Here is a 15,361-nt window from a genome sequence, read left to right on the forward strand (position 1 = left end):
CCTGGAGCACCTGCACGCCGTTGGCGATGCCATCGAGCAGGTTGTTGATGTCGCTGGCGCGGTTGTCGAGCGACTGCGCCGTGAAGAAGTTGGTGGGGTTGTCGAGCGCCGAGTTCACCTTCTTGCCAGTCGACAAACGGGACTGGGTGGTGGCGAGCAGATCAGCGGTGGACTGGAGGGAGAGCAGGTTCTGGCGAACCGAAGAGGAGAGAACGATACCGGACATACTGTTACCTTTCTGGTAGCTACGCGTCCTGTCTGACCGAGATTGATCAAACGACCGGCGGACGGTGCGTCCAAGCCTCTAACAATCCGTGAAATGAAACTGCCGGTTTGTCCGCGTCGCGCCCAAAACGCCCTCACCAAATTTCCGCCTAACGTTTTCGCAACCATGCAAGATATTGACATCGTTATATTTATCGACACGCCCGTGGATGTTTACGACCCGTTAACCACATTGAGCAAGGATCGTACCCAAATCAGAGTCGGCAGCCATCCTTCACCGGCCGGGCGCCGCTCGTTACAAAAGGGTTGATGGAGAACAGGCATGGCTCTCAAGGTCGAGCTCAAACCGCACGAACGCATCATCGTCGGCAACTCAGTGATCACCAACACGGACCAGCGCGCCCGCCTTCTGATCGACGGCGAGAACGTGCCGATCCTGCGCGAGCGCGACATTCTCACGCCGGAGACGGCCGACACGCCCGCCAAGCTCGTCTATCTTGCGGTCCAGCTCATGTATATCTCGCCGGATCCGCAGACCCAGCACGGCACCTATTTCAACCTCGTGAGGGACATCGTCACCGCGGTGCCGAGCGCCTGGCAGATCATCGAGGGCATCAACAACAACATCATGAGCGGCGACCTCTACCGGGCTCTCAAGGAAGCCCGCAAGCTGATCGCCTACGAAGACAAGCTGCGCGACCAGTACGAAGCGACCCATCCCAAGGCCGATGTCAGCTCGGCCGCCTGAGCGCCTTTCACACCCCAAGCAAAACGCCCCGGACCAGGTCCGGGGCGTTTTGTTTTGAAGGGGTATGTCTCACTGCGCCGCGGCGAGCGGAGGCGCCTCGGTCTCGATCACGCCGCCGCTGCGCCGGTCACCGAACTCCAGCACGGCCGCAACCAGCGCGTCGATATCCGTTTCCTCGGTGCGGTGATTGACGATCGCCGCACGGATCGCGAACTTGCCGTTCAGCGTCGTGCTCGAAGGCGCCGAGATGCCGGACTCCTGGACGTCGGCGACGATTTCGCGATTGACCGCATCGCCGGCGCGGTAGCGGAAGCAGACGATGTTGAGATTCACCGGCGCCAGCAATTCCAGCCGCGGCTCGGCCTGCACGCGCGCTTCGAGATATTTCGCCAGCGCGCAGCTTCGCGTGATCAACGCACCCAGCCGGTCGGTGCCGAACGTCTTGAGCGTGAACCAGGTCTTCAGCGCGCGGAAACCGCGCGACAGATCGGGACCGAGATCGCAGGGCCAGACCGCGCCTGCGGCCAGCCCCCTCGCCTCGCGGCTGAGATATGCTGCCGGTTGCGCAAAAGCCTGCCGATGCTGCTCGCCGTCACGCACCAGCAGGAAGCCGGCATCGTAGGGCACCTGTCCCCATTTGTGGAAGTCGAGCGCAATGGAATCCGCAAGCTCGATGCCGCCGAGCTGCGATGCAAGCTCGGGCGCCAGAATTGCGAGCGCACCGAAAGCGCCGTCGACGTGAAACCAGATTCCCTCCTCGCGGCACAGCGCGGCGATGCCCTTGAGATCGTCGATCGCGCCGATATCGACCGTGCCGGCCGACGCGACGACGAGGAACGGCTTGAACCCGACCTCGCGGTCGACGGCAATCTGCGCGCGCAGCGCGGCGACGTCGATGCGATGATCGGCGTCGATTTCGATCTTGCGCAACGCGTCGGTGCCGAGCCCGGCGATGTCCATCGCCCTCGAGACGCAGCCATGCGCAGCCCGCGACGTGTAGGCGGTGAGCAGCGCGCCGTCATTGCCGATGCCGTGCTGCCGCGCAAGCCGGCCGAGCGCGGCCGTGCGCGCCACCAGCACCGCCATCAGATTGGCCATCGACGTACCCGTGACGAAGATGCCGCTCGCACTTTCCGGGAAGGCGAACAGGCGGCGCATCCAGTCGACGATCTGGCGTTCGACCTCGATCGGCATATGATCGCGCCCGCCCAGATTGGCGTTGAGGCCCGCTGCGAGCATCTCGGCAAGCATGCCCACCGCGGTGCCGCCGCCATGCACCCAGCCCATGAAGCCGGGATGGACGTTGCCGGTCGCGTAAGGCGCCACATGCTCGGTGAATTCGCGGTAGACGTCGGCGAGATCGCTGGCCTCGCGCGGCACGTCGGACTTGATGGCTGCACGGACGTCATCGGGGATCGGCTGCCACACCGGACGCGCGCGAACATTGGCGATGCCGTCGATGGTCTCGTCCAGCATGCGATGGGCGAGCGCGCGGAATTCGTTCCAGTCCTGCGGATCGAGCGAGGTGTGCGCGACGGAGCTTTGCGTGTTGCGGATGATCTCGTTCATTCTGCGCTCTTCTCGCGGGCCTTGGCGTGTCGCGACAGCATCGCGGTGAACGCGGCAAAGATCTTGCGCATCTGCGGCGGCTTGTAGGGAAACACGGCGGGCGGATCCATGTTATGCACGACGGCGGTGTTGTCGGCCTCGAACACCAGCAGCTCGCCGTTTTGGTTCTCGGCGCAATCGACGATGAAATAGTCGAGGCCGACGCGCTTGCTCATCTCGTCGAGCGCGTTGCGATGACACTCGGCAAAGGCGCTATCGAAGTCCTGCATCCAGGTGGCTTCTTCAGCCCGCTTCTCTTCGCTGAACGCCATGTAGGCGTTGAGATACCAGATGTCCCAGCGGTCGGCGATCGCCATGTGGCAGGCGTATGGCTTGCCGTCGACCATGGCGAGACGATATTTGCGGTAGAGCCCGTCGGGGCTCGCATAGTCGACGAAGCGCGCGACGAAGAAGTCCTGCTCTTGCCGCTCGGCGAGATAGGCTGCGAGCGCCGGCGCATCGTCGATCTTCGCGAGCCCGACGCCGGCATGCGTACCGCGTGGCCTCACGATCATCGGAAACCGTAGTTCGCTCGTGATGTCCGCGCAGGCGATCTTGCCTTCCAGAAGCTCCGACAATTGCGCGCGCGTTGCGTGGGCGGTCACGGGAATGTCCAGACCGGAGATGCCCGCCAGCAACCGGAACAGCTTGTCGCGATCGAGATTGCCGATCAGCTCGGGCCGATTGAGCAGCGGCCGCGGCCAGCGTGGCGCAGCCTGTTCGATCGCGGCGAGCGTCTCGCGGCATTCCTCGGAATCGGAGGCGACCACGATGGCGATGTCGTGATCGGGCAGTGTCTCGGGCAGGCCGACACCCTTGACCACGTAAAGCGTCAGCAGCTCGATGTCGGAGCCTTCGAGCAGGAATTCGATCGGAGTATTGCCTCCCATGTCGATATCGGCCGCGAGCGCGAGCACGCGCAGGCGAGGTTTCGGAAGCCCGCAAGGCGTGCGAAACAATTGATGGAAGGCGAGCACCTCGGTCTGGATCACGAGCCCGGCCTCCTTCTCGCCGAGAAGCTGGGCAATCAGCGACAGATCGAGGCCCTCGCCCGCCTCCGCCGTTCCCTCCGCAATCCGCGCCAGCAGGTGCTCGCGCAATGGATGCAGATCGCCACCCTCGAAAGCCCGGCGCGTCAACTGCGCAAAGCCGATGCGGTCGGAATAGTTCGACGTGGAAACAGGATTCAGCATCTCAGACCTCGAGCACAAACTTCCCCGGCGCCGTCGCGGCGCGGTCCAGCAGCAGCTCGATCTTCACCAGGACGTGGGCGATGCGATCAAGCACGTGCTGTAAATTGCGTTGCGCCTGTGCGGCATCCGCCGACCAGGCTTCGGTGACGAGCCGCGCGCCGACACAGAGGCGCAACACGGCCTGCGGCGCATCGTCCGGCCGCTCCAGCCGGACCGGCTGGCCGACGAGACAGCGTTGTGCGGCGACCTGCCGGTCCGCCGCGCTGCCGCTGATCTCCTCGTTCATGTCACGCGCCAGCGCCCGATGAACGGCACTGGTTTCGGCGACCGAGACCGGCTTGCCGTCGCACAGCAGCGTGAACGGAAAGATCGTGGTTGCCGCGAATTCCTCGTCATCCGCGCCGGCCGTCTCGGCCGCGTTCGGAACGAGGCGAAGCGACGGCGACAATGCGATCATGCTGTCGATGCCGGCCGCAAGCCCAGCCAGCGCCTTGGCGCGAAACGCGCCGGGCACGGCATAATAGCTGCCGATCTCCGCAAGCGCCGCCTCCCAGCGCAGCCATTGACCGAAATTCGGCCGGCGGTCGAAGCGCGAGCGTAGCGCCGTCCAGGCCATCGGCCAGTCGCTGCGGCCGGCATAGTCGAAGATGCCCGGCGCGATCGCGCCGATCCGGTCGATCGACCGCGACAACCCTTTCGGCACCAGCAGCGCGCCGCTGAAGGCCGGACCTCCGAAGAACTTGGATCCTGTCATCAGCACCATGTAACCGCGATCGAGATAGGCACGCAGCCGACGGCGGCCGAGCCGCGCCTGGCAGGCATCGACGACCACCTGAACCTTGCGCGGCCAGCGCCGTGCAATCTCATCGAGGCAGGCAGCGCTCGGCGCGCGCCAGCCGAGCTTTGACGAATCCATGATCTGGAGAAAAACGCAGCGGCCTTGCGCGAGGCTGGCCTCCACTGCACGCATGACCGCAGCATCCGCATCGGAGCGCATCGCAATGCCGGGCGTCGTGTCGAGCAGCGGCAGCGCGATTCCGTCACCTGCAAGCCCCGCCACCGCACCGTCCTTGCGCGCCGCAAGGCCGCTTGCCGTCATCGTGCTGAAATGACGCCCGCGCGCAGTATGGACCGTGCCGCTGCCGGTCTGGTCCGCGCCGACCACGATCGTCACCGGCGGCGCGCCGAGCACCGCGCGCGCCAGGAACAGGGCGTGAAGCTGGGAATCGGTGCCGGACGGCGAGAACACGACGTCGACGCGCGGCGAGAGCTGGAGATGGCCACGCAACTCCTCGCGCATGTCCTCACAGCGCGCATCGAAGGCGATTTCGACCTCGTCGAACAGGCATTTGTGCATCAGCTCTTCGCGCGCCAGCGCGGCGCGGTCGTAGGCCGCCTGCGAGATCGTCGACGCGGTCGAAGACGCGAAATTCCAGATCTCAGGCTCTGGCGAGGCCGCACAGCCATAGGCATTGACACGGTCGCTCGCATCGAGCGCCAGCCGCGGGTCCCCGCCGGAGACCAGCAGCGTATCCAGCGGTGTGAAGAGATCACGCAGGCGGTAGCGCGAGCCGCCGTCGAACGCGCGTCCCTCGGCTGACGGACGGGATGCGCCGGTGCTCATCCCGGAACGCTCAAGCCGCGTCGGCGGCGGCCGCCGCGGGCGCGGCTGCGAATTGCGAAGCGATGTCGCCGTGGAACACCGACGGCCCGACATGGTCGAGCGAGCTCTGGATATCGGCCCAGATCTCGCCGCCGATATCGGTCCAGCGCTTGCAGAAGGCAAAATCCTCGGAGAGATAGGTGCCGGTCGAGGGATCAATCATGCATTCGAACAGCGCGAAGCGGTTCTGGCTCGCGACAAGCGTATCGTGCGAGTGCTCGCGGAAGAATTGCAGGTTCGCATAATCAGGATGGCGGCACATCGCCTCCAGCACATGGCGGCGGATCATCAGGAAGCCTGTGCCGGCATAGCGCACGCGGGTAAAACCGTTGACCACCACGATGCGGTCGGGATCCTCGATCTCGAGCACGTAGTCGAGCGAAGCGGCCGGCACATCGGCACGGCCCGCCTCGGTCGCCCGCTTCGCCTTGTCCCAGTTGACCCGCTTGATCGGATAGCAGCCTGCGACGACGTCGGCGCCGCATTCGATCAGCCGGAACACCTGCTCGGGCTTGAAGCCGATATCGGCGTCGATAAAAAGGAAATGCGTCGCGTCGGGGTCGTCCAGGAACATCGCGACCAGATTGGCACGCGCGCGCGTGATCAGCGCGTCGCCATCGCGCAGCAGCACCTTAAGCCCGAGATTCGACATGCCGTGCACGGCGCGCTGGAGCGCGAAGATCGAGCTCGCATAGATGCTCGACACCTGCCCGCCGAAGCAAGGCGTCGCCACCACCAGTTGCATCTTGTCCGACATTGCCAGCTCCGCCCCGCTCAAATCCTCACCAAGAGGTAAAGAGGCATGGTTAACGGCGCCTTAATGCTTCCTTACAGGAACTTGACGAGCGAGAGCTGCGACAGGTTCGAGGTAACCTGGTATGACGCCTGGAGCGCGTTCTGAAGCGAAAGAATCTCGCTCGCCACCTGATCCGGCGATGCCGACTCCGCCTGGTCGATAATGGACTGGAGCTGTGCCTTGGCCTGGGTCTGGCGCGTGCCTGCGTCCTTCATCGTGTTCTGGGCCATCGCGAGATCGGTCTGGATGTCCTCGATGCGCTGCTGACCGGGCTGTTTCGTCAGCGCCTGGGTCGTGCGCAAGCTAAGCGCGGCGACCTGCCCCCCAGCATACTGGCTGGTCGGCGACGTCGAGAACGTCCCGAACACGGCGATCGCCTGCAATTGCTGGCGGATCGCATCCTCGTTGGCTTGCGCGCCATACTGCACCGTAACGGAATCGTCGACCCGCGCCACCGCGGTGGAGCGCGGCGAGCCGGGTCCGTCATTGCCGGTGTACCATTTCACGGTATTGGCCGAGCCATTGACCAGTGTCGTCGCCGAGCTTGCCGGCGACGAGCCGACGCGCAATGGCGGCTGCGTCGCGGTGACGGGCGTCGAGCTGAAACCGAGCGAGCTCATCGCCCCCGTGTTCGAGCTCGTGACGTTGAGGCTCGCGGCATCGTCGGTATTGATCGTGATCGAGCCGCCATGCACGGTCGATGGCTTCGACGTGCCGGTGATCGCGTCGATCTTGCTCATTAGCGTCTGGATGCTGTCGCCGACATTGAGCTGATTGCCAGTCGCGCCCGAGCTGACGAAGGTGAGCGTGGTGCCGTTCACGGTGATGCTGTCGCCTGCGACGAAACCGGGCGAGATCGAATCCGAGGGGCTCGCGCCGGACAACGCCGTCGCGCCGGTGATGGGTGCCGGCGTCGCCGCCTGGTTGTTGACAGGCGTGCCGATCGCCGAGCTCGTGGTGTTGAAGAAATTGTTGCCAGCCGTGATCGCGGATGCCGCCACCAGCGAGGTATTGGCGAGCTTCGTGATCGCGGTGTTCAGCGCGGTGTTGAGGTTCGTCGCGGTGTTGGTTGGGTTGACGGGCGTGCTTGCATCGATCGCAAAGCTGCCGAGCGGCGTCGGCTTGGCCGTGGATGCAGTCAGGTCGATCTGCTCGGTCGAGCCGTCCGGCAGCGTGAACTGGACGCTTAGCTTGTCGCCGTTATTCGGATTGACACCGTTGAGATCGACCGAGAACGACACCGGCGAGCCGCTCGGGCCGGTGACGGTCGCACCCGTCAGCGTCGAGGACACCGCCGCGATCTTGAGACCGAACGGCGATCCCGCGACGTCCTCGGATACCTTCACCGAGCTCGGCGTCGGCTGCGTCTGCACCAGCCGGCCCATGCCGTTGGCGCCGAGGTCGGCGGCCTGGCGTTCCGCCATGACGGTCTTGAAGCCCGCCTGAGTGGTCGTGCCGTTGATGATGTCGCCGGCATTGGCAACCGGCTGCGTGTTGAAGGCCGTCCCGGAGAACAGATAGCGGTTGCCCGACTGGGTGTTGAGAACGCCGACCATCGAGCCGAACTGCGCGGCGGCGGTGTTCTGCGCGACGGTCTGGCCGTTGACGTTGAGATCCTGCGCGGTGCTCGCGGAGCCGGTCTGCGTCGTGTTGCGGATCGTCGTCAGCGACTGTAGCGCGGTATTGGCGAGGTTGATGTTGACGTTGACGTTGGTCATCGTGTCGGTATAGGCGGCGATGTTGGAGATATGCGATCGCCCGGCGATCGCGAAGCCCTCGTTGGTGCCCATCCCGGAATAGTTCTGCGACAGCTTGCCGGTCGAGAGCTGCGTCGACAGGTCGGTGAGCTGCTGATTGATGTTGCGGATCTGCGAGCCGAGAACCGACGAGGAGTAGTTTATGCTGCTGATCGACATTTTTCAGAGCCCTATACTGGTTACACTTGAGCCTGGAGCAACGTGTTCATCATGCTCTGCACCACCGACATGACGTGGGCGTTGGCGGCATAGGCGTTCTGAAGCTGGATCAGGTTCGACATCTCGGAATCCAGATTGACGCTGGAGGTCGAGTTGAACTTCGCCTGGAGCGTCGAGACCACGACGCTCTGGCCCTGCTGAAGCTGGGTCGCCTGCGTCGCGGCATTGCCCTGAACGCTGAGGAACTGCTGGAGGTAGTTCGAGACGCTGCCGGTGAAGGGCTGGCTCGCCGAGCCGAGACCGCTCTGCGGTGAATAGGAGAACACCGCCGAGGTGAGCTGCGAGTAGAGATAGTCCGAACGCGTGGTGTCGCCCGCGGGCGTCACCGGCGAGGTGCTGTAGACCGACAGCCTGGTCGGATCGGTTGCCAGCTGTGTGTTCACGGCGATGCGCCCGGCAAGGCCGGTCATCTGCGAGCCCGATGCGGTGATCGCGCCGGTGTAGAGGGCCTGCCCGCCGTCGGTGAACAGCGGCAGTTGCGGATTGCCAGAGGTCAGCGACGAGATCGTCTTGGTGCTCGACGCTGAATTGACCTTGGCGAGGCCGCTATTGTCATCGGTGATGCGCAGCGTCGTGGCCGTCGCCGGCGACGGTGCGGCCGCGAATGTCAGGTGCGAGCTTGATAGCGCGGTGTTGAGCGCCGAGGCGATCGCGCCCATGCCGGAGGAGAAGTTCACGCCGATCTGCATCGGGTTGGCGTTGGTCGCGTTCTGCAGGGGCAGCGCCGCCGGATCGGTCACGTTGACCAGCGTGACCTGGCGCTTGGTGTTGGTGGTCGTGTCGGTGTAGGTGAAGTTGACGGTGTTGCCCGGCTGCGCGCCGGCAAGGTCGATGTCGAAACCGGCCGGCGGGCCGGACACCGTGCTGCCGGCCGTAGTCTTGTCGGACAGCGCGCTCGACATCGTCGCGGCGAGCTGGTCGATCTGGTTCTGCGCCTGCACCAGCGTCTGGTCGCGCAGCTTCAGGTCGGCCGCGATCTGGCCGGAGGAGACCACGTTGTTGGCGACGACGTCGACCGACGATCCGTTCGGCAGCTTGATGTTGAGCGCGCCGACGCCGGACTTGGCCGGATCGATGTTGTAGAGCGAGGTCGCCGAGAGCGCGCCGGCGGAAGCAAAGGTGAATTGCGAGGCAAGCCCGGCGCCGACCAGCTGGATGCCGGTGGTGGTGTAGATGTTGGCCTGGTTCGAACCATCAGTGGTGACGCGGACGTCGACAAATTTCGACAGCGTGTTGATGGCCTGATCGCGCTGGTCCATCAACGTTGCGGCCGAGGGATCGTTTGCCGACAGGCCCTGGAGCTTGGTGTTGATGTCGGCGATCTGCTGCATCGACGCGTTGGCCTGCTGCGCCGAGGTGCCGAGATCCTGCTCGACGTTGGAGCGCAGCGACTGGATGCCCTTGGTGGTGACGTTGAGCTGCTGCGCCAATGCCTGCGCCGCTCCGACGGCAACCGTTTGCGCCGACGACGAGCCCGCACTGGTCGACAGCGCCTGCAACGCCGTGGTGAAATTGTTCAGCGCGGTTTCGAGCGTGCCGCTATTGCCGGGCGTGCCATAGACATTCTGAAGCTGCTTCAGGATGTTGGCCATCTGGTCGGCATAGCCGCTGCCGCCGGTCTCGGTGCGCAGCTGGTTCAGCACATAGGTGTCGAGCTCGCGGCTGACGCCGGTCGTCATCACCGTCGAGCCGAAGTCGCCGGTGGTGACCTCGATCTGGTTCGGCGTCTGGACGATGTAACCCGGCGTCTGCGAATTCGCGACGTTCGAGGACACGATCGAGAGCGCGGCCTGGTTGGCACGCAGGCCGCTCATCGCACTGGCGAGGGCTGAACTCAAACCCATCTGGACTTACCGCCTTTGGTTACGTCGCGCCGCAATCAGCGCAACACGTTCAGGAGGTCCTGCACCATCGAATTCGCCGTCGTGATCACCTTGGTGTTGGCCGAGTAGGCCTGCTGGGTCACGATCAGCTTGGTGAATTCGTCGGCGATGTCGGTGTTCGAGCCTTCCAGCGACGAGCCGCTGATGGTGCCCGAAGCGCCGTCGATCGCAGGTCCCGATTGCTCGGTCGCGGCATAGGCGCCGCCGTCGAGGGCCTTGAGGTAGTTGGTGCCGTTGAAATGCGACAACGTCACCTGGGCGAGATCGAGGTTCTGGCCGTTGGAGAAGGTTCCGACCACGAGGCCGCTGTTGTTGACGGAGACCGAGCGGAGCTGGCCGGCGGCATAGCCGTTCTGCGTGATGGTGTTGATGGTCACCGCGCCGCTGGTGCTGGCATATTGCGTCAGCCCGCCCGAGGAGATGTTGAAGGCAACCGAGCCGAGTTGTTGGCCGCTGACGCTGACATTGTTGATGGTGATGCCCGAGCCACTCGGCGAGGTCAGCGAGCCGTCGGCGGCGAAGGTGAAGGCCTGTCCCGTGTTCATCCACGCAACGTTCGCGCCGGTCGCGTTCGGGTCAGTCTGATAGAACAGATTCCAGGTATCGGAATGACCGGTTCCCAGGGAGGCGCTGTCGGTCTTGGCCCAACGGAGCTGCAGATTCACCGGCGTGCCCGCCGCATTGTAGGCGGTCACCGCGCCACCGCTGATTGTTTCCTTGGTGAAGGTCGCGACGTCGTTGCCGATCACGGTGCCCGTGCCGGCCGTCCCGCCGCCGCCGCGAGGCTTGGAAACGGCTGAGGTGAAGCCGAGCGCCGCGAACGCATTGGGGTTGCTGCTGGAGACGTTCAAAGCGGGGTTTGCGGTGCCGGTGTTCAGCGTGATCACGCCGTTGCTGATCGACGAGCCTGAAGTGCCGGCGAGAAAATCGATCTTCTGAAGCAACGTCGAGATGTCGTCGTTGACGCTGATCTGGTTCGCGCCGGCCGCAGCACCCGAGACGAAAGTGAGCGTCTGACCGTTCACCGTGATCGTATCGGGATTAACGACGGGCGGACCCGCCGACCCTGCCTGGAAACCCGAGGAGAGAACTTCCGAAGCGCCGGGCATCGCGGCACCACCGAGCAGCGTATTCCCGGTGATCGCAGGCGTGGACAGCACGTTGCCGCCGCGCGTCACGTTGCTGAGGCCGAGCGTGGTCGCCGCGCTGCCGCTGATCGCAAGATCGACGAGGGTGCCACCCGAGATCTGGATGCTTCCGGTACCGGTGATCGTGGCGGTGACGTTGTTGCCGGCGCCACCGGCCGTTTGAATCGCAGTGAGGATATCGTTCACCGTCGTCGTGGCGCCGGCCTTCACGCCAATCGTGGTGCTGTTGGCAGTCGTCGTGATGCCCGTCGCGGTATTGTCGAAGGTGATCGTATAGGGCCCACTGCCATTGTTGATCGTCAGTGTCTGGCCGGCCAGCGAGACGCCGAGATGCGGGCTTGCGCTCGGGTCGAGGGACGTACCGCTGCCCGCTGCGGCCGATGCGCTGTTCAAGAGGGCCACCGAGCCCGTGACCGTCGTCGACGTGTAGGCCGAGCGCAGATTGCCGGTAGCGGCACCGCCGGAGACCGTCGCGTTCACATAAGGCGGCGGCGGCGTGCCGACGATCAGCGGGTTGGCGGCGAAATCCGACGGGTTCAGGCCGCCGGCCGCCAGCAGCGTCTTGGACGCAGCGGTCGAGCTCGCCGCCGTGTTCGGCTGCGACGGCAGGTTCGCGGCGTACTGGATCGAGGTCGTCGCCTGCGCCGGGATGAAGTTGTTCTGGAATTTCAGGACGGTGGCGACGTTGCCGGTTGGGTTGCCGGTCTTGGGGTCGACCGTGGTGCCCATCAGATAATAGCCGGCGCCGTTGACCAGGTTGCCGTTGGCATTGAGCTGGAAGTCGCCGCGGCGGGTGTAGTAGGTGACGCCGCTGAACACCGGCACGTTGTCGACGATCCCGGTGGCCTTCTGGATCGAGAAGAAGCCGTCGCCGGTGATCGCCATGTTGGTGGCGACGGTGGATGAGGAGATCGTGCCCTGCGTGGTGATGGTCGCTTTCGCGTTGGCCGTCACGCCGCCCGCGACCTGCTTGCTCGGCACCGAGGCGTCCGGAATGAGGTCGACGAAGCTGGTGCCGATGCCCTTGTAACCGGTGGTGGATGAGTTCGCGATGTTGCCGGAAATGTTCTGAAGCGCGTAGGACTGCGCCTGCAGGCCACCCACCGAGGTGTTCATTGCATCGAAGATACCCATAACTTTGTCTCCAAATCCGATCTCGGCGGCGCCAGCGCATGGCCGCAGTCGGGGAGACAGTCGCAAAGGCTATGCCAATGCGGGTATTCTCATGAAATCAATGACTTAAACAGATATGCCCCGGTCGGACGACCGGGGCACAATTGCCGGGCCGGCAACAATTGCCGGGACGAGGCGTCAAATAAGGCCCCAAGTAAAGCCTACGTCGCCGACGCCGCCGCGGGGTGGAACACCAGCCCGAAACCGTCGATGCAGTAGCGCAAGCCGGTCGGCTTCGGACCGTCGTCGAAGACGTGGCCGAGATGGCCGCCGCAGCGGCGGCAATGCACCTCGGTGCGGAGCATGCCGAAGGTGCGGTCCTCGGTCTTGCCGACATTGCCCTCGATCGGCTGGTAGAAGCTCGGCCAACCCGTGCCGCTCTCGAACTTGGTGTCGGACGCAAACAGCGGCAGGTCGCAGCCGGCGCAGGCGAAGACGCCCTTGCGGTGTTCCTTCAGCAGGGGGCTGGAGCCCGGCCGCTCGGTGCCCTCTTTGCGCAGGATCTCATATTGCTGCGGCGTGAGCTGGGCGCGCCACTCGGCATCGGTCTTCTCGATTTCGAATTTTTGCGTGGCCTTTTCTCCGGCCTCGGCAGGTGTTCCTCTCAGCCAGCGGAAGGCAGAAAAGCCGAGCAGGCCGGCGACAGTCGTTAACAGGATGCGGCGGTCAAACATCTCATTCTCCGTGCGGGAGCGTCCACGCCATGAGATACGGGCTCTAACGGCTGACGTTACACTTCCGGGCGGAATTTTTCTCGGGCTTATTGCGAGGCGCCCTCGTCCTGCGCAGCCGGTTCCACGGCTTCGACCGGCGGTTTCGGCGGCGGGGCCGGCCGCGGCCGGACACCGGGGGGCGGACGGCGCGGACCGGTGCCGGCGGCCCGGTTGGCTTCGGCCAGACGCGCCTCGCGTTCCCGGTCCTTGACCCGCGCCCGCTCGCGGTAGCGGGCGAGCGAACCTGCCGCGGCGGAGCTCGCCCTGCCCCAGACTCCCACCAATTGGCCGGCGACCCGCCCGGTGGTGCCCCCTGCCCAGACCAGCTCGAACGGCGAGAACAGCTTCCAGCGCTCCTCGCCCCACAAAATGCTGCGTGCGATAATCTGCCCGGCCATGGCGGAGGTGTTCATGCCCTGGCGGCCGAACCCGCTCGCGACCCACAGGCCTTTGCGCAGCTGGCCGATCTGCGGCATGCCGTGCACGGTCTGGCCGGTGACGCCGCCGAACATGTCGGTGATCTCGACATTGCCGAGCTCAGGGAAAATCGATCGGATCCGCCGCCTGACGCTGCCTGCAAAACGCTGCGGCCGCGCGGCCCAGGTGGTCTCCGGGCTCTCCCACATCAGCCGGTCGCCGTCGACGACACGGAAATGGTCGATGCCGTCGGAATCCATCACCGATCCCTTGAAGGCGATCATCTCGTGCACGCGCGCGCCGAGCGGCGCGGTGATGCCGGCATAGCGCCAGACCGGCAGCAATGTCTCCGACAGGCGCCGCAGGGGCGCGCCGAGATGGATGTTGCCGGCGAGCACGATATGCGTTGCGCGCAGCCGCGCCGAGGGCGTGACGATGCGCTTGCGGATGCCGGAATGATCGATGCTGACGACCGGCGTATCCTCGAAGATGCGGGCGCCCGCGCGCCGCGCCAGCGCCGCAAGGCCATGCACATATTTGCGGCCGTCGACCTGGAACGCTTTGGGGTAATGGACGCCGTGGAAGTAATGATCGGTCTTGAGCGCCTCGCGGACGCGATCGACCTGCCAGCCCTCGACCTCGGTGTCGAAATCCTCGTTCAGCATCTGCAAGCGGCTGATCAGCCGGTCGCCGGCATCGACATTGGAGACCTCCAGCACGCCGTCGCTCAGACCGATCCCCGGCATGTTCTCCTCGGAGGCGTTGGCGCGGACGAACTCGGCGCCCTCCTTCGACAGCGTCCACAATTCGCGCGCGTCCTCGAATCCGATCCGCTCGATCAGTTCGGTCAGCGGCAGCGCAAAGCCCGGCATGACCGTGCCGAGCTGGTTGCCGGAGGCATTCCAGCCGATATGGCGCCCCTCGAGCACCGCGACGCTGGCCCCGAGCCGCGCCGCCTCCAGCGCGATGGAGAGCCCGGCGAGCCCGGCCCCGATGACGCAGATATCGGCATCGAGATCGAATGACAGCCGTGCGCGCTCGCGAAAGCCGGCTTCTTCCTGGGCTACGCTTGTGAAAGTCTCGCTCATGTCGTTTTCTTAGAGCATGATCCGGAAAAGTGTGCAGCGGTTTTCCGATAAGATCATGCTCAAAACAATAGCCCGGCGGGCGCTTGTCACCTTGTCCTCAGCCGGCGCCTGTAGAATATCCCTTTAGATTATCCTGGACGTGGAACGATTCGAGAATGCCATGCGCCGTTTGATGCTGCTGCGTCACGCCAAGACAGAGACGGACGCGCCGAGCGGCCGTGACCAGGATCGTCGCCTCGACCACCGCGGCCACAGGGATGCCGCTGAAATCGGTGACTGGATCGCCGCCCATCCCCCCTTCCCCGAGACCGTACTGGTGTCGCATGCCGTCCGCGCCCGGCAGACCTGGGACATCGCCTGGGAGACGATGAAGGAGCGCGTCGCAGCGCCTGAGGTCGAGATCCTGCCGGAACTCTACGGCGCCGATCCCGCGCAGATCCTGGACTCCATTCGCACTGCAACCGCCCCAAGCGACCCCAAGCAGGTGCTGATGATCGGCCACAATCCCGGCATGCACGAGGCCGCCTTGATGCTGATCGGCGGCGGCGATCCGGCCGGGGCCAAGGCGCTCGCCGACAACATGCCCACCGCGGGGCTTGCGATCTTCGACTTTGACGTCAAGGATTGGGGGGACGTGGCCTACCGCCGCGGCAAACTGGTGCTGTTCGTCAGCCCCAGGCTGCTTCGATCGGGCTGAGACGCGCGGGCGCCGTCTCAACCGGTTGAACCA

11 protein-coding genes and 1 pseudogene are annotated in these 15,361 nt (G+C 64.8%); 2 read left to right on the forward strand and 10 right to left on the reverse strand.

The genetic code is table 11. The features are described 5' to 3' along the window. Positions 1-226 (reverse strand): annotated as a pseudogene (locus B5V03_RS07765) (DUF1522 domain-containing protein); the annotation flags it as partial. Between the two features lie 321 nt (positions 227-547). Here B5V03_RS07765 and flbT point away from each other — a divergent pair. Then, positions 548-973 carry a flagellar biosynthesis repressor FlbT gene (flbT, locus tag B5V03_RS07770; protein ID WP_129268811.1) on the forward strand — a complete coding sequence of 142 codons (426 nt, stop codon included), beginning with the start codon at positions 548-550 and terminating at the stop codon, positions 971-973. A 69-nt stretch (positions 974-1,042) separates the two neighbouring features. Here flbT and B5V03_RS07775 read toward each other — a convergent pair whose 3' ends face one another. The 9 genes from B5V03_RS07775 to B5V03_RS07815 all read right to left on the reverse strand — a co-directional run bounded on the left by B5V03_RS07775 (position 1,043) and on the right by B5V03_RS07815 (position 14,631). After that, positions 1,043-2,542, reverse strand: coding sequence for a pyridoxal phosphate-dependent decarboxylase family protein (locus B5V03_RS07775; RefSeq protein ID WP_129268813.1), 1,500 nt, complete (start codon positions 2,540-2,542; stop codon positions 1,043-1,045). After that, positions 2,539-3,774, reverse strand: a complete 1,236-nt coding sequence (locus B5V03_RS07780) for an ATP-grasp domain-containing protein (protein WP_129268815.1) — start codon at positions 3,772-3,774, stop codon at positions 2,539-2,541. The genes B5V03_RS07775 and B5V03_RS07780 overlap by 4 nt, the downstream gene beginning before the upstream one ends. A 1-nt stretch (position 3,775) precedes the next feature. Next, positions 3,776-5,398 carry a hypothetical protein gene (locus B5V03_RS07785; protein ID WP_164987862.1) on the reverse strand — a complete coding sequence of 541 codons (1,623 nt, stop codon included), beginning with the start codon at positions 5,396-5,398 and terminating at the stop codon, positions 3,776-3,778. Positions 5,399-5,408: 10 nt separating this feature from the next. Beyond that, positions 5,409-6,194 carry a hypothetical protein gene (locus B5V03_RS07790; protein WP_129268819.1) on the reverse strand — a complete coding sequence of 262 codons (786 nt, stop codon included), beginning with the start codon at positions 6,192-6,194 and terminating at the stop codon, positions 5,409-5,411. Between the two features lie 71 nt (positions 6,195-6,265). Then, on the reverse strand, positions 6,266-8,149 hold the full coding sequence (locus B5V03_RS42235) for a flagellar protein (RefSeq protein ID WP_129268821.1): 1,884 nt from the start codon (positions 8,147-8,149) through the stop codon (positions 6,266-6,268). Positions 8,150-8,169: 20 nt separating this feature from the next. Beyond that, complete coding sequence (flgK, locus tag B5V03_RS07800; protein ID WP_129268823.1) at positions 8,170-10,053, reverse strand: flagellar hook-associated protein FlgK; 1,884 nt, start codon at positions 10,051-10,053, stop codon at positions 8,170-8,172. Positions 10,054-10,088: 35 nt separating this feature from the next. After that, on the reverse strand, positions 10,089-12,374 hold the full coding sequence (locus B5V03_RS07805) for a flagellar hook-basal body complex protein (RefSeq protein WP_129268825.1): 2,286 nt from the start codon (positions 12,372-12,374) through the stop codon (positions 10,089-10,091). Between the two features lie 200 nt (positions 12,375-12,574). Beyond that, positions 12,575-13,087, reverse strand: a complete 513-nt coding sequence (msrB, locus tag B5V03_RS07810) for a peptide-methionine (R)-S-oxide reductase MsrB (RefSeq protein WP_129268827.1) — start codon at positions 13,085-13,087, stop codon at positions 12,575-12,577. An 86-nt stretch (positions 13,088-13,173) separates the two neighbouring features. Continuing rightward, positions 13,174-14,631, reverse strand: coding sequence for an NAD(P)/FAD-dependent oxidoreductase (locus B5V03_RS07815; RefSeq protein ID WP_129268829.1), 1,458 nt, complete (start codon positions 14,629-14,631; stop codon positions 13,174-13,176). 160 nt (positions 14,632-14,791) lie between these two features. Here B5V03_RS07815 and B5V03_RS07820 point away from each other — a divergent pair, with 160 nt between their 5' ends. Beyond that, entirely contained in the window at positions 14,792-15,328 is a 537-nt protein-coding gene (locus B5V03_RS07820; protein ID WP_164987863.1) for a SixA phosphatase family protein, read from the forward strand. Positions 15,329-15,361 lie beyond the last annotated feature (33 nt).

Origin of the sequence: Bradyrhizobium betae, from assembly GCF_004123905.1 — a bacterium.
Lineage (GTDB): Bacteria > Pseudomonadota > Alphaproteobacteria > Rhizobiales > Xanthobacteraceae > Bradyrhizobium > Bradyrhizobium betae_A.